General features: G+C 72.0%; 11 protein-coding genes. 10 read left to right on the forward strand and 1 reads right to left on the reverse strand.

Annotation, left to right across the window (positions count from 1 at the left end; genetic code table 11):
- The first annotated feature begins 63 nt into the window (after positions 1-63).
- From IH68_RS0115025 to IH68_RS0115065, 9 genes are all read left to right on the forward strand, one after another.
- Positions 64-1,329 carry a 6-phospho-beta-glucosidase gene (locus IH68_RS0115025; RefSeq protein WP_030934580.1) on the forward strand — a complete coding sequence of 422 codons (1,266 nt, stop codon included), beginning with the start codon at positions 64-66 and terminating at the stop codon, positions 1,327-1,329.
- A complete protein-coding gene (locus tag IH68_RS0115030; protein WP_030934598.1) occupies positions 1,320-2,291 on the forward strand; it encodes an N-acetylglucosamine kinase in 972 nt (323 codons plus the stop codon). The genes IH68_RS0115025 and IH68_RS0115030 overlap by 10 nt, the downstream gene beginning before the upstream one ends.
- Before the next feature lie 262 nt (positions 2,292-2,553).
- Entirely contained in the window at positions 2,554-4,008 is a 1,455-nt protein-coding gene (locus IH68_RS0115035) for a hypothetical protein (RefSeq protein ID WP_030934601.1), read from the forward strand.
- 14 nt (positions 4,009-4,022) lie between these two features.
- Positions 4,023-5,072: a glutamate ABC transporter substrate-binding protein gene (locus tag IH68_RS0115040; protein ID WP_037884858.1), complete on the forward strand. Its 1,050-nt coding sequence runs from the start codon at positions 4,023-4,025 to the stop codon at positions 5,070-5,072.
- A 75-nt stretch (positions 5,073-5,147) separates the two neighbouring features.
- Entirely contained in the window at positions 5,148-6,479 is a 1,332-nt protein-coding gene (locus IH68_RS0115045) for a hypothetical protein (protein WP_030934606.1), read from the forward strand.
- Positions 6,476-8,968 (forward strand): serine/threonine-protein kinase, encoded by a 2,493-nt coding sequence (locus IH68_RS0115050; RefSeq protein WP_030934609.1) that lies wholly within the window; start codon positions 6,476-6,478, stop codon positions 8,966-8,968. The genes IH68_RS0115045 and IH68_RS0115050 overlap by 4 nt, the downstream gene beginning before the upstream one ends.
- 3 nt (positions 8,969-8,971) lie before the next feature.
- Positions 8,972-10,321: a PP2C family serine/threonine-protein phosphatase gene (locus IH68_RS0115055; RefSeq protein ID WP_037884859.1), complete on the forward strand. Its 1,350-nt coding sequence runs from the start codon at positions 8,972-8,974 to the stop codon at positions 10,319-10,321.
- Positions 10,322-10,419: 98 nt separating this feature from the next.
- On the forward strand, positions 10,420-11,766 hold the full coding sequence (locus IH68_RS0115060; protein WP_030934615.1) for a vWA domain-containing protein: 1,347 nt from the start codon (positions 10,420-10,422) through the stop codon (positions 11,764-11,766).
- A gap of 79 nt (positions 11,767-11,845) precedes the next feature.
- Positions 11,846-13,123, forward strand: coding sequence for an FHA domain-containing protein (locus IH68_RS0115065; protein ID WP_030934618.1), 1,278 nt, complete (start codon positions 11,846-11,848; stop codon positions 13,121-13,123).
- Positions 13,124-13,225: 102 nt separating this feature from the next.
- Here IH68_RS0115065 and IH68_RS0115070 read toward each other — a convergent pair whose 3' ends face one another.
- On the reverse strand, positions 13,226-14,209 hold the full coding sequence (locus tag IH68_RS0115070; RefSeq protein ID WP_030934620.1) for a methyltransferase domain-containing protein: 984 nt from the start codon (positions 14,207-14,209) through the stop codon (positions 13,226-13,228).
- A 218-nt stretch (positions 14,210-14,427) separates the two neighbouring features.
- On the opposite strand from IH68_RS0115070, the gene IH68_RS0115075 reads away from it, so the two are divergent.
- A complete protein-coding gene (locus IH68_RS0115075) occupies positions 14,428-14,832 on the forward strand; it encodes a globin (RefSeq protein ID WP_030934622.1) in 405 nt (134 codons plus the stop codon).
- Positions 14,833-14,865 lie beyond the last annotated feature (33 nt).

Consider the following 14,865-nt stretch of genomic DNA (forward strand, 5'->3'; position numbering starts at 1 on the left):
ACAACCCCCGGACCCCCGGCCGATCAAGCCCGTCCCCGGCGCCCGGAAGGGAGGGATCCTCCTGTGAAACTCACCGTGGTCGGCGGAGGCTCGACCTACACCCCCGAACTCATCGACGGCTTCGCCCGGTTGCGCGACACCCTGCCCGTCGAGGAACTGGTCCTCGTCGACCCGGCGCCCGAACGCCTGGAGCTGGTGGGCGGCCTGGCCCGCCGTATCTTCGCCAAGCAGGGGCACGACGGCCGGATCGTGACGACCGACGATCTCGACGCCGGCGTGGACGGCGCCGACGCCGTGCTGCTGCAGCTGCGCGTGGGCGGGCAGGCGGCCCGTGAGCAGGACGAGACCTGGCCGCTGGAGTGCGGCTGCGTCGGCCAGGAGACCACCGGCGCGGGCGGCCTGGCCAAGGCGCTGCGCACGGTCCCGGTGGTGCTGGACATCGCGGAACGGGTCCGCCGTACGAACCCGGGCGCCTGGATCGTCGACTTCACCAACCCGGTCGGCATCGTCACGCGCGCGTTGCTGCAGGCGGGCCACAAGGCGGTCGGCCTGTGCAACGTGGCGATCGGCTTCCAGCGGAAGTTCGCGGACCGGCTCGGCGTCTCACCGGCCGACATCCACCTCGACCACGTGGGCCTCAACCACCTCACCTGGGAGACCGGCGTACGCCTGGGCGGCCCCGAGGGCGAGAACGTCCTGCCCAAGCTGCTCGCCGAACACGGCGACGCGATCGCCGCCGACCTGCGGCTGCCGCGGGTCCTGCTCGACCGCCTGGGCGTCGTCCCGTCGTACTACCTGCGCTACTTCTACGCACACGACGAGGTCGTACGGGAGCTGCGCACCAAGCCCTCCCGGGCCGCCGAAGTCGCCGAGATGGAACGGAACCTGCTCAAGATGTACGGCGATCCGGCCCTCGACGAGAAGCCGGAGCTGCTCGCCAAGCGGGGCGGCGCCTACTACTCGGAGGCGGCGGTGGACCTTGCCGCCGCCCTGCTGGGCTCGGCCGGCAGCCCGTACCAGGTCGTGAACACCCTCAACCGGGGCACGCTGCCGTTCCTGCCGGACGACGCCGTGATCGAGGTGCAGGCGGCGGTGGGCCCGAAGGGGCCGCTCCCGCTGCCGGTGCCGCCCGTCGACCCGCTGTACGCGGGCCTGATGGCGAATGTGACGGCGTACGAGGACCTGGCCCTGGAGGCGGCGCTGCGCGGCGGCCGCGACCGGGTGTTCAAAGCCCTCCTCGCCCACCCCCTCGTCGGCCAGTACGAGTACGCAGAAGCCCTCACCGACCGACTGATCGCACACAACCGGGAGCATCTCGCGTGGGCATGACCGCACGTGTCCTCGCCGTCGACGCGGGCAACAGCAAGACCGACGTCGCGGTCGTGGCGGCCGACGGAACCGTCCTCGCAACGAGCCGCGGCGGCGGGTTCCGCCCGCCCGTGGTGGGTGTGGAGGCGGCCGTCGACAAGGTCGCCGAGGCGGTGGAACGGGCCTTCGCCGCGGCTTCGGTGAGCTCGGTGGACCACGTCTCCGCCTGCCTCGCCAACGCCGACTTCCCCGTCGAGGAGGAGCAGCTGGCGGCCGCGCTGCACGCGCGCGCGTGGGGCGCGGGCGTGGAGGTCCGCAACGACACCTTCGCCATTCTTCGTGCCGGCGTCACCGAGCCCCGGGGGGTCGCCGTCGTCTGCGGCGCGGGCATCAACTGCGTGGGCATGCGCCCCGACGGCCGCACCGCCCGCTTCCCCGCCCTCGGCCGCATCTCCGGCGACTGGGGCGGCGGCTGGGGCCTCGCCGAGGAGGCGCTGTGGCACGCGGCGCGGGCGGAGGACGGCCGCGGCGACCCCACCGCCCTCGCACACACCCTCCCGGCCCACTTCGGCCACGACACCATGCTCGCCCTCGTCGAGGCCCTCCACCTGGAGCAGGTACCGCCCGCCCGGCGCCACGAACTGACCCCGGTCCTCTTCGCCACGGCGGCGGACGGCGACCCGGTCGCCCGCGCGATCGTCGACCGCCTGGCCGACGAGGTGGTGACCATGGCCACGGTGGCCCTGACCCGCCTCGACCTCCTGGAGGAGGAGACCCCGGTCCTCCTGGGCGGCGGCGTCCTGGCCGCCCAGCACCCCCAACTGACGGACGGCATCCGCGACTTGCTGACAGCACGCGCCCCGAAGGCGGTACCCCGGGTGGTGACGGCGAGCCCGGTACTGGGGGCGGCACTGCTGGGCCTGGACAGGGTGGGCGCGGAAGCGGAGGTGCACGAGCGGGTGCGGGCACACTTCGAAGGCTGAACGCCATCAGGTATTTTCAGCCCGTCGTGGGGTCCCCCCGCTCGAGCGAAGCCGAAGGTGGGGGAGTTTGAGGACGAGGCCACTCAAGGGCCGAAGCACCCGTCCACCGAGGGCAGCCCCCAGACGGAACCGAACTGATTCCCAAGACGTGTTCATGGGCAGGGGTGGTACCGGATCCTGCAGCCGTCGGCAGGCACCCCGTGCGGATGTCGGTCCCGGCGGCGATACTTGCTGTGACGGATGACCATGGGGGAGGTCAAAAGTGACACACCCGCCGAAGAGCAGTGCGGCAAGGCCGGGCACCGCCGTGCCCACGATGCCGGCCGTACCGCCTCAGCCGGGCCCGCCCGTTCCCCCCACCCCGACGGGCCCCGCAGCCGTTCCCGACGCCGTATCCGCACGTCGTACGGCCTTCGCGGAGGGCGTCGACCGGCTGCGCGAGGCCGCGACCACGGAGCCCGGGCGGCTGCGCATCATCGGTGCGCTCCTCGCCGTCCTGGTCGTCGCGTTCGGTGCGGTCACCGCCTGGCAGATGACGGCCCGGGCGACGGCCGCCGACGAAGTGCTCACCCGCAGCCAGCCGCTCAGTTCCGACGCGGCCGAGATCTACCGCTCGCTCGCCGACGCCAACACGGCGGCGGCCAGCGGCTATCTCGCGGGCCCGCAGGAGAAGCCCGAGACGCGGCAGCGGTACGAGAACGGCATCAGGAGGGCCGCGGAAAAGCTGGTCACCGCCGCCTCCAGTTCGGAGCCGGGAACCCAGTCGGCGAAGACCATCGCCGAGCTCAACAAGCTGCTGCCCCAGTACAAGGGTTTGGTCGAGACGGCCCGGGCCAACAACCGGCAGGGATACCCGGTGGGCAGCGCGTATCTGCGTGCGGCGAACGAGCAGATGCAGAAGCAGATGCTGCCGAAGGCCGAGGCCCTGTACCAGAAGGAGAACCAGCGGCTGAGCTCCGACTACGCGGCCGCGAAGTCGTTCCCCTGGGCCGCGATCGGCCTCGGTCTGCTCGCCCTGGGCGGGCTGGCCTGGGCCCAGCGCCGCAACTACCTGCGCACCAACCGGGTGTTGAACCACGGCCTGGTGACCGCCTCCGCCGCGTCCGTGGTGGTGCTGCTCTGGCTGGTCGTCGGCCACACGGTCGCCCGCTCGGGGCTGAACGCCTCGTACAACCACGGCGTCCGCTCACTGAACGTGCTGCACGACGCCCGTATCGCGTCCCTGACGGCCCGCAGCGACGAGAACCTGAGCCTGATCCGCCGGGGCGCGGACACCAAGGTCGTGGGCGGCAATCCGGTGGACGCCTACGCCGCGGGGTACGACGAGCAGATCGACGAGTTGGCCAAGTCGCTGACCAGGGCCGACGGTCTCGCGGACGACTCGTCGGGCCGGAAACCCGTACAGGACGCGAACGGCTTCATGAAGGCGTGGAAGCAGCGGCACGAGGTCGCGCAGGGCTGGAACGACAAGGGCGAGTACCAGCAGGCCCGGGACAAGGTCATCGGCGTCGGCAAGGACCCGACGAGCGAGTGCTTCGACAACATCGACATCGCTCTGGAGACGGCGCTCGACCATGAGCAGGCCGAGTTCAAGCAGGCCGCGGGCGACGGCAAGGACGCGCTGACGGGCCTGCCGTACGGGGCCGCGGTCCTCGCGGTGCTGGGTGCGGCCGGCGCGGTGGTCGGCATCGGGCGCAGGCTGTCGGAGTACCGGTGAGAGGGGGCGTGACGATGGATGCACGGCGTCTGGCACAACGGCTGCGGACCGGCCTGAGGGGCTGGGGCGGGGTCGGCGCGATGGCGGCTCTGTGCGCCCTGGCCCTGGCGTTCGCGCTGCTGCTGCCCGTGACCCAGTCGAGCGGCACGGACGACGCCGCGGGCATCGGCGGCCAGGGTGTCGCCCAGGGGCTGCAGGTCAGGGCGGCGGCCAAGTGCGACAACCCGCAGGACCGCAGCCTGTCGCCGTCGGGCAGCGACGGCAGCACCCCGATCATCGACAGGATCAAGGCCCGCAAGGACCGGCGTCTGATCGTCGGCATCGACACCAACAGCTACCGCTGGGGCTATCTCAACCCGAACAACACGTCCGGTGCGCCGGAGGGCTTCGACATCGACCTCGTCCACCAGATCGCCAAGGACATCCTGGGCGACCCGGACCTGGTCTCGTTCAAGGCCATCCCCACCAGCCGCCGTATCAAGGCAATTCAGGACGACGAGGTCGACATGGTGGTCCGCACCATGACGATCAACTGCGACCGGATCAAGCAAGTCGCGTTCTCCGCCCCCTACTTCAGGACCGGACAGCAGGTCCTCGCCCCGCGGACCTCGGCGATCACGGGATACAACAAGACCCTCGCCCACAAGAAGATCTGCTCGGCGGACAGTTCGACGGCGCTGGAGCGACTGCAGGGAGACCAGGGGAAGGGAACTCTCCCCACCGGCGCGGACATCCGGACGGTGGTCCCCAACCAGCTCGACTGCCTGGTGAAGTTGCAGCTCGGCGAGGTCGACGCGGTCGTCACGGACGGCGCGCTCGCCGCGAGCCAGGCCGCACAGGACCCGACGGTGCAGCTGAAGGGCGGCCTGTTCAGCGACGAGTACTACGGCGTGGCGATGAAGCTGGGCTCCCGCGATCTGATACGCCAGGTCAACCGAACCCTGCAGAACTACATCAAGGACGGCGACTGGGCGGCCTCGTACGAGAAGTGGCTGCACCCGACCATGGACCAGGGCGACAAGAAATCGGCGTCGGCGACCCCTCCCGAAGCCCACTACAAGTGACCGACCATCAACTGACGGACGTACGGCACAACACGACGGAACACGACGGAACACGACAGCAGCGAGAGGTGATCGATGGGCGTCACGGACCCCGCCGGGCCGGTGATGGACCGGGACGAGGTGGACCGTGCGCTGGCGCGGCTCGGCGCGGAGCACGAGGCGATCGAGACCTCGCTCCTCGCCCTGCAGGACCACGCGGGCCGCAGACTCCTCGAGGGCGCCGAGCTGACGGGCATCACCAAGGAGCGGTGGGCGGCCGCGGAGGCGTCGATCACGCTGCTGTGGGCGTACTTCGACGCGTACACGGACGCGTTGCGCTCCGCCCAGGCGATCCGCTCACGCCGCCGCTGGTCCAGCCGCGAGGACCTGGTGGAGCTGACGGAGCTGCTGCGCGGCGAGTCCGTCACGGTCGCGGGCTCGACGACGGCCGCGGCGAACGCACCGACGCTGCTGTCCGCCCCCGGCAGGCTCAGCCGGCAGTTCTCCCTGGCCGCCCTGGTCGACCTGATGAACGAGCTGTATGCGACGAGCCTGGACATGGTGGTCGCGGCCGACGCGGTCTGGTCGGCGCTGCCCGCCCGGATCGATTTACTGGCCGCGGAACTCCAGCGCACCCGTACGCTCGCCCACTCCGTCGGTGTGCGCCCCGGCGAGCACCCCTCCGGTGACGACCTGGAGCGCATCACCCGCACCCTGACCGCCCTGCGCGAGCAGGTGATCTCCGACCCGCTCGCGTACTGGATTCCCGCGCAGGGGAGTTCGGCGCCGGGCGGCGGCCGCCCGGACACCACGGTGTACGACCGGGAGGCGCGCGCCCTGGAGGAGGTGCGCCGGGAGATCGACGCCGTGCTCACCGTCCGGCAGGACGCGGAGCAGCGGCTGGTGAAGCTGCGGGACGTGCTCAGCCGCGCGGACCGCACGCTCGCGGAGGCACGCAACGCGCGCGGGGAGGTCCTCGCGAAGATCGCCGCCACGGAGGTGCCCGTCGTCAGCGGCCCGCCGACCGTGCTGCAGGAGCAGCTGGCGACGGCCGCCGAGTACCGCAGACACGCCCAGTGGCACCGCCTGTCCCCGCTCCTGGAGTCCCTGGAGCAGAAGGCGGAGGACGAACTGCTGCGCGCCCGCGAGTCGTTGACCGCGGTCACCGCGCCACTGGCGGTCCGCGCCGAGCTGCGCGGCCGCCTCGACGCGTACAAGGCGAAGGTCGCCCGGCTCGGGTATGCCGAGGACCCGTTCCTGATCGAGCGGTACGACGCAGCGCGCCGCATGCTGTGGAGCGCACCGTGCGACCTGCGCGTCGCCGAACAGGCCGTGCTGCGCTACCAGCAGGCGGCCGCCGAGGTGCTGGGCGCCCCGCGCGTGCCGCCGCAGGGCGGGCCGCAGGACGGCAGGGGGGAGACGTCATGAGTGAGGCACAGCAGACCTGTCAACGACCGGACTGCGAGGGCACGTACGAGGACGTGGGCGGCGGCGAGCTGTACTGCGACACCTGCGGTCTCGCGCCGGTCGTGTCGGCGAAGGGCATGGTGGGCTCGTCGGCCACCGGCATCACCGGCGGCGGCAAGGGCTCGCAGGACAGCGGCAGTTCACGGGCGGGCAGCCGCAGCAGCTCGCGTACGTCCTCGCAGTCGTCGAAGTCCCGGCGCTCGGTGTCGGGGCGGCTCTCGCGCTCCCTGTCGGGCAGATCCACGGGCCGTTCGGTGTCGGTGCGCAGCTCCGGTTCCGGCACCAGCACCGGCTCCCGGGGCCGGCTGGGCGTGGGCCTGGTGCAGGTGCCGGACGTGCCGCGGCCCGATCCGCGCGCGATGGTGCTGGAGAACCCGGAGGTGCCCGAGCGCAAGCGGTTCTGCTCGCGCTCCGACTGCGGGGCGCCGGTGGGACGTTCGCGCGGTGAGCGGCCGGGCCGGACGGAAGGCTTCTGCACCAAGTGCGGCCACCCGTACTCCTTCGTACCGAAGCTGAAGGCCGGCGACGTGGTGCACGGCCAGTACGAGGTCGTGGGCTGTCTGGCGCACGGCGGCCTCGGCTGGGTCTACCTCGCGGTGGACAAGGCGGTCTCCGACCGGTGGGTGGTCCTCAAGGGCCTGCTGGACACCGGTGACCAGGACGCGATGGCGGCGGCGATCTCGGAGCGGCGCTTCCTGGCCGAGATCGAGCACTCCAACATCGTGCGGATCTACAACTTCGTGGAGCACCTCGACCAGCGCACCGGTTCGCTCGACGGCTACATCGTCATGGAGTACGTCGGCGGCAAGTCGCTGAAGGAGATCGCCAACGACCGCCGCACCCCCGGCGGGAAGCGGGATCCGCTGCCGGTGGAGCAGGCCTGCGCGTACGGCATCGAGGCGCTGGAGGCGCTCGGCCATCTGCACAGCCGCAACCTGCTGTACTGCGACTTCAAGGTCGACAACGCGATCCAGACCGAGGACCAGCTCAAGCTGATCGACATGGGCGCGGTGCGCAGGATGGACGACGAGGAGTCGGCCATCTACGGCACGGTGGGCTACCAGGCGCCGGAGGTCGCCGAGGTCGGCCCGTCGGTGGCGAGCGATCTGTACACGGTCGCGCGCACGCTGGCCGTGCTGTCCTTCGACTTCCAGGGCTACACGAACGTCTTCGTGGACTCCCTGCCCGACCCCGACAACATCGAGGTCTTCCGCCAGTACGAGTCCTTCTACCGGCTCCTGGTCCGCGCCACCGACCCCGACCCGGCCCGCCGGTTCGCGTCCGCGCAGGAGATGGCGGAGCAGCTCACGGGCGTGCTGCGTGAGGTGGTGTCGCTGCAGACGGGGCGTGCGCGGCCCGCGCTGTCGACGCTGTTCGGACCCGAACTGAAGGTCACGGACACGGAGTTGTTCCCGAAGCAGGCGGGGGACGTGTCGCGGCTCGGGGCGCGGGTGGTGCAGCCGCGGAAGGGGCAGCAGCCGCAGCTCCCCGCGTCCAACGGCACCGCGGCCCTCGTCAAGCACGTCAACTCCCCCACCGCGGCCCTCGCCCTGCCCGTCCCCCGCGTCGACCCCTCCGACCCGAACGCGGGTTTCCTGGCGGGCCTGATGACGACCGCGCCGGCCGAGCTGCTCGGGGCGCTCGCCGCGGCTCCGGCCGCCTCGGTCGAGACCCGGCTGAGGCAGATCCGCGCCTGGCTGGAGAACGGCGACTCGGCCACCGCGCTGAACGCCCTGCAGACCCTGGAGACGGAGCGGCCCGACGACTGGCGGGTCGTCTGGTACCGGGGCGTGGCCGCGCTGGTGACCGCCGACGAGGAGGGCGCGGCGCTCGCCTTCGACGCGATCTACGACGCGTTCCCCGGCGAGCCCGCGCCCAAGCTGGCGCTCGGTCTGTGCGCGGAGGTGCTGGGCCAGCTGGACAACGCGGCCGAGTACTACCGCCTGGTCTGGTCGACCGACCCCAGTTATGTGAGCGCCGCGTTCGGCCTGGCCCGCGTTCAGCTCGCGGCCGGGGACCGGCGCAGTGCCGTACGGACGCTGGAGTCGGTGCCGGAGTCGTCGATCCACTACACGGCGGCGCGGGTGGCCGCCGTACGGGCGCGGCTGCGCGGGCGCACGGCGGCCGCTTCCGACGTACCGTTCCTCGAGGACCTGAAGGCCGCCGCCGGGCAGGTCGAGGCGCTGGACGCGTACGGTCTGGATCCGGCGCGCCGGGAGCAGTTGTCGGCCGAAGTCCTCGGCTGCGCGCTGGACTGGATACTCTCCGGGGGCCAGGTAGTAGCGCCCGCCACGCAGCGCGTGCTGCTCGGCAGCGAACTGGACGAGCGGGGACTCCGCTTCGGCCTGGAGCGTTCGTACCGCACGCTGGCCCGGCTGGCGCGGGGCGGCGAGGAGAGGATCGACCTGGTGGAACGTGCAAACCGTTACCGCCCCCGGACGTGGGTGTAGTTGATGTCGCAGATGCCCCAGCAGGCCGCCCTGTCGAACTGCCCGAGCTGCGAGTGGCCGCTCGAGTCGGGTGACCGTTTCTGCGGTGCGTGCGGATACGACCTGTCCGTCGTGCCCGCACGGCCGGACGACCATCCGACGATCGCCCTGAACGGCTCGGACCTGCAGCCGGGCGAGGCCGACGGCGCCGGTGTCGACGGTGCACCCTGGCCCGTCGCCGCCGCACCGGGCGGCTCCGAGACCCCGGCGGCGACCCATCTGCCGACGGATCTGCAGGGGACGGACTCGGGCGGCTCCGCGCTGCCGCCGCAGCAGCCCACGGGTTCGCCGGTCTCCCCCGCCTCCGGTGTGCGCTTCGACCGGCCGCCGGTGCCCGACGAGTACCCGCTGCAGGCCCCGGACCCGCGCGTCGCCTCTCTCGCCGCGCCCGCCGAGGAGGCCAAGCTGTGCGTGGCCTGCCGTGCGGGCCGCGTCGACAACGACGGCTACTGCGAGAACTGCGGGCACGCCCAGCCCCGGGAGCGCGACCACATGGAGCAGGAGTCCGGCCCGATGGCCGCCGTCAGCGACCGCGGCCTGCGCCACCACCGCAACGAGGACGCGTTCGGCATCGGCACCGCCGCGCTGCCCGACGGCGCCCCCGCGTCCGTGGCGATCGTCTGCGACGGCGTCTCCTCGGCGACCCGGCCGGACGACGCCTCGCTCGCCGCCGCCCGCGCCGCGGGCGACTCGCTGCTCACCGCCCTGCCGCGCGGCACGCACCCGCAGCAGGCCATGCACGACGCGATCGTGGCCGCCTCGCACGCGGTCAACGCCCTCGCCGACGAGCCTGCCACCGCCCGCGAGCACTCCCCGCACCAGAACGCGCCCGCCTGCACGATCGTGGGCGCGGTCGTGACGGCCGGGCTGCTGGTCGTCGGCTGGGTCGGCGACAGCCGCGCCTACTGGGTGCCGGTGGACCGCAGTTCGCCCCCGGCCCGGCTCACCGAGGACGACTCGTGGGCCGCGCAGATGGTCTCCGCGGGCCTGATGAGCGAGGCCGAGGCGTACGCCGACGAGCGCGCCCACGCGATCACCGGCTGGCTCGGCGCGGACGCCTACGAACTGGAGCCGCACACCGCTTCCTTCAAGCCGGACCGGCCGGGTGTAGTGGTGGTGTGCACGGACGGACTGTGGAACTACGCGGAGGCCGCGGAGGAGATGGCCGAGGTCGTGCCGCCGGACGCCGCCGTACGTCCGCTGCACAGCGCCCGTGTGCTGGTCGGTCACGCCCTGGACGGCGGGGGCCACGACAACGTAACAGTGGCCGTCGTGCCGTTCCCGGCCGTGCCTCAGGGGGCAGGATCGGCCTGAGGCCGTATACGGGGATGCCTCAGCGGACCGGAGGGGACCGGTCCGCATACAGTCGTCGCCCCGCGAACGCGGGGTTTCCGAGGGGGATTTGAGTGGGCATGGCCAATTTCTCGAAGTCCAACGTGCCGCAGTTCTCGATGGACGTGTACCAGAACGAGTACCTGCCGGAGGGCGGCCGCGAGGTCAACGCCGTCGTCACGGTCACCGCCACCGGCGGCGGCACGGTCGGCAGCGCGGTCGCCGCGCCCCACCTCTACGCGCCGGGGCAGGGCCCGGCCGCGGGGGTGGCGATCATGGTCGACTGTTCCGGCTCGATGGACTACCCGCCGACCAAGATGCGCAACGCCCGCGACGCGACGGCCGCCGCGATCGACACCCTGCGCGACGGGGTGCACTTCGCGGTGATCGGCGGCACGCACGTGGCCAAGGAGGTCTACCCGGGCGGCGGGCGCCTCGCGGTCGCCGACGCCACCACCCGCAGCCAGGCCAAGGAGGCCCTGCGCAAGCTGAGCGCGGGCGGCGGCACGGCCATCGGTACCTGGCTGAAGCTCGCCGACCGCCTGCTCTCCTCGGACGAGGTCGCCATCCGGCACGGCATCCTGCTCACCGACGGCCGCAACGAGCACGAGTCGCCCGAGGACCTCAAGTCCGCCCTGGACTCCTGTGCCGGACGTTTCACCTGTGACGCACGCGGCGTGGGCACCGACTGGGAAGTGAAAGAAGTCACAGGGATCGCCTCTGCGCTGCTCGGCACCGCCGACATCGTCGCCGACCCGGCCGGCCTCGCCGCCGACTTCACGCAGATGATGGAGACGGCCATGGGCAAGGAGGTCGCCGATGTCGCTCTCAGGCTGTGGACGCCGGTCGGCACCGCCATCAAGTTCGTCAAGCAGGTCGCGCCCACCGTCGAGGACTTGACCGGCCGCCGCACCGAGGCGGGCCCCCGAGCCGGGGACTACCCCACCGGCTCCTGGGGGGACGAATCCCGTGACTACCACGTATGCGTCGAGGTCCCGGCCGCGGGCCTCGGCCAGGAGATGCTCGCCGCCCGGGTCTCCCTGGTCGTCCCGCAGCCCGACGGCGGCGCACAGAACCTCGGCGCCCAGGGCCTCGTAAGGGCCGTGTGGACCGACGACATGGTGGCTTCCACCTCGATCAACCCCCAGGTCGCCCACTACACCGGGCAGGCCGAACTGGCACAGGCCATCCAACAAGGGCTGGATCTTCGCAAAGCGGGCGATATGGATGGAGCAACGGCCAAACTGGGCCGGGCCGTTCAGCTCGCCAGCGCCTCCGGAAACGCGGATACTGCGAAACTGCTTGCGAAGGTGGTGGACGTGGTCGATGCCGCGACAGGTACTGTGCGACTGAAAGCGAAGGTCGAGGACGCCGACGAGATGACTCTCGAGACACGGTCGACAAAGACTGTTCGTGTAAAGAAGTGACGTAGAGGTTTCCTGAAGAGAAGCTCTCTGAGCAAAGCTTCCTGAAGAGAATTCCTGAAAGAGAGGGGGAAGCGCCGACATGCCGACCTGCCCGAACGGACACCAGTCGGGTTCCGACGACTGGTGCGAGGTCTGCGGTCACCGCATGGCCGGTGCCGTGCCTCCGCCCCCTCCCCCGCCGCCCCCGCCCGGCGGCGGCTACGGCTTCCCGCCGCCCGGCCAGGGCCCTCAGCACGGCGGCCGACCGCCGCTGTCCGCGGTGCCGAACCCTGAGCCGGAGCTCTGCCCGCAGTGCCGCACGCCCCGTGAGGGCGGTGCGCCGTTCTGCGAGGAGTGCCGGTGGAACTTCCTGACGAACACCGCGACCTCGTACACCCCGGCCGCCCCGCGCCCGTCGGCGCCCGGCCCCGGCGGGCCCTTCCAGCAGCAGCAGCCCGGACCGTCGTACGGCGGCGGCGACTCGTACGAGTACCAGGGCTCGCGTCCGTCCCAGATGAACCGCCCGGCCGAGCCAATCCCGCCGAGCCCGTTCGGCAACGAGCCCTCGGGCCCGCCGCCGAACCCCTTCGGCACCGAGCCTTCCGGCCCGCCGAGCCCGTTCGCCGACCGGTCCGGCTTCGGCCCCGACCCCTCGCGTCCGGTCCCGCCGCCGCCCGGGCCCACACCTCACGGAGGCCCCGGTGGCCCCGGTGGCCCCGGTGGCGCCCCGCAGGCGTTCCAGCAGCCCGGTCCGCCGGCCCCGCCCCGCTTCCCGCAGGAGACGGGACGTCCGCCGCAGCAAGGCGGTCCGTCCTTCGGCGGCGGTGACGACGACTGGGTGATCTCCCCGCCGTCCGGCGGTCCCGGTGGTCCCGGTGGTCCCGGTCAGGGTGGTGGCTACGGCTATCCGCAACCCGGCCCGGCCCAGGCGCCCCCGCCCGGCCAGGGCTTCCCGCAGACGCACGGCGGGCCGGTGACCTGGACGGCCACCATCGGTCCGGACCGCGACTACTTCATGGCGATGATGCAGCGCTCCGGACCGGAGGCGGCGGGCCTCAACCTGCCCGCGTACTCGCCGGAGCAGCAGCGCACCCTCAGCGGCAACCAGATCACCATCGGCCGTCGCCGGCACTCGACCGGCGACACCCCCGACATCGACCTGGCGGTGCCGCCGGAGGATCCGGGCGTCTCGCACCAGCACGCGGTGCTCGTGCAGCAGCCGGACGGCAGTTGGGCGGTCGTGGACCAGAACTCGACGAACGGTACGACGGTCAACGGCTCTGATGAGCCGATTCAGCCCTTTGTGCCGGTGCCCTTGCAGGACGGGGATCGGGTGCACGTGGGGGCTTGGACCACGATCACCATTCGCCGAGGCTAGGCGCTGCGCCGTTGTTCGTCTGCGGCGCCGTTGTGGCTGGTCGCGCCCACGCGGCGGAGCCGCATGACCAACACAGCCCCGCGCCCCTCAAAGCCACCTGACTCACCGGAGGGGCCAGATGTACGGCCCCTCCGGGTCGTCCAGCCATGCCCACTCTCGGTCTGCGCCGATGGTGATGCCATAGCGCTGCCGCTCCGGCTGTTCCTCGCGCTCCCAGAGGGCGTACGCCTCCTGTGGATCGATGCTGCCGCGGGTCAGTGCCAGCAGGAAGCGGAACAGTTCGTGGTCCCTGGCCCGGCGGGGGACGGCGCCGAGATGGGCCGATTCCTGCTCGGGGCGGGTCTCGCCGCGCAGCGGTACGAAGTAGGCCGGCGTGTGCAGGAAGCGGCCCTCGGCGTGGGCGGGGTCCCGGACCGTCAGGGCGATCAGGCCGGTGGCCAACGGCGCCAGGATGCGGGCGCCGGGGTTGCACTGGGCGAGCCAGGCGCGCGGGACCGAGGTCAGAGTGCAGGTCGCGATGATCCGGTCGAAGGGGCCGCGCTCGGGGACTCCGCGCGCGCCGTCGCCGGTGACGACTACCGGGTGGTAACCCGCGGCGGCCAGGTGCTGCCGGGCCGACTCGGTGATCTCCGGCTCCAGGTCGACGGTGGTGACCAGGTCGTCCTCGCCGAGCCGGTGGGCCAGCAGGGCCGCGTTGTAGCCGGTGCCCGCACCGATCTCCAGGACCCGGTTGCCGTCCTCGACCCTCAGCTCGGCCAGCATCTTCGCCATCAGCGACGGCTGGCTGCTGGAGGAGAGGAGCTCGCCGTCGCGCAGCCGGGTGGCCAGCGGGGCGTCCTCGTAGGCCCCGCGCATCCAGCGCTCGCGTGCCCGTGGATCAGGGCTCTCGCCCCACCGCCGCTCGTAGCCGCCCACGACTCCGACGTAGTAGTACGGCACGAAGACATGGCGCGGGACCGCCTCGAAGGCCTCCCGCCACACCGGGTCCTCGCCCCAGGCCCCGCTCACCTCGATCTCCCGTACGAGCGCCGCCCGCGCGGTGGCCGCGAGGTCGTCCAGGTCCTTGTCGAGAGCAGCTGCGCCCATAGGTCCACTGTCCTGCGGGAGGGGGCACGAGGCGAGCACCGAAGCCGCCAGATCCGGAATGTCCGCTTCCCGGCACCAGGGCAGGGACCTAAGCCTCAAGTCCTCCTCCGCACGGTCTGAGAGCATGGGGAGCGTACTGCAATTCCCGGGGGACAACCCCCGGACCCCCGGCAGAAAAACTCGGGCGGACCGGAACAACCCATGCGAGGCAGCTCAAAGTGACCGAGATTCGGCGCGGCACGCTTCAGGAGCAGACCTTCTACGAGCAGGTCGGCGGGGAGGAGACCTTCCGCCGCCTCGTCCACCGTTTCTACGAGGGTGTGGCCGAGGACCCGGTGCTGCGGCCCATGTACCCCGAGGAGGACCTCGGCCCGGCCGAGGAGCGCCTCACGCTGTTCCTGATCCAGTACTGGGGTGGCCCGACGACGTACAGCGACAACCGCGGCCACCCCCGGCTGCGCATGCGTCACGCCCCCTTCACCGTGAACCGCGAGGCGCACGACGCCTGGCTGCGGCACATGCGGGACGCCGTCGACGAGCTCGGCCTGTCCGAGGAGCACGAGCAGCAGCTGTGGAAGTACCTGACGTACGCCGCGGCCTCGATGGTGAACGCCCCGGACTGAACCTGACCGCATGACGTGCGGATTCCGGTCGCA

This window comes from Streptomyces sp. NRRL S-646 (assembly GCF_000720765.1).
Taxonomy (GTDB): Bacteria; Actinomycetota; Actinomycetes; order Streptomycetales; family Streptomycetaceae; genus Streptomyces.

Excerpts from the sequence above, each read along its gene's own strand:
- IH68_RS0115045 (WP_030934606.1), top strand. The coding sequence starts at position 5,148 with ATGGGCGTCACGGACCCCGCCGGGCCGGTGATGGACCGGGACGAGGTG.
- IH68_RS0115040 (WP_037884858.1), top strand. The coding sequence starts at position 4,023 with ATGGATGCACGGCGTCTGGCACAACGGCTGCGGACCGGCCTGAGGGGC.
- IH68_RS0115055 (WP_037884859.1), top strand. The coding sequence starts at position 8,972 with ATGTCGCAGATGCCCCAGCAGGCCGCCCTGTCGAACTGCCCGAGCTGC.
- IH68_RS0115070 (WP_030934620.1), bottom strand. The coding sequence starts at position 14,209 with ATGGGCGCAGCTGCTCTCGACAAGGACCTGGACGACCTCGCGGCCACC.
- IH68_RS0115050 (WP_030934609.1), top strand. The coding sequence starts at position 6,476 with ATGAGTGAGGCACAGCAGACCTGTCAACGACCGGACTGCGAGGGCACG.
- IH68_RS0115060 (WP_030934615.1), top strand. The coding sequence starts at position 10,420 with ATGGCCAATTTCTCGAAGTCCAACGTGCCGCAGTTCTCGATGGACGTG.
- IH68_RS0115065 (WP_030934618.1), top strand. The coding sequence starts at position 11,846 with ATGCCGACCTGCCCGAACGGACACCAGTCGGGTTCCGACGACTGGTGC.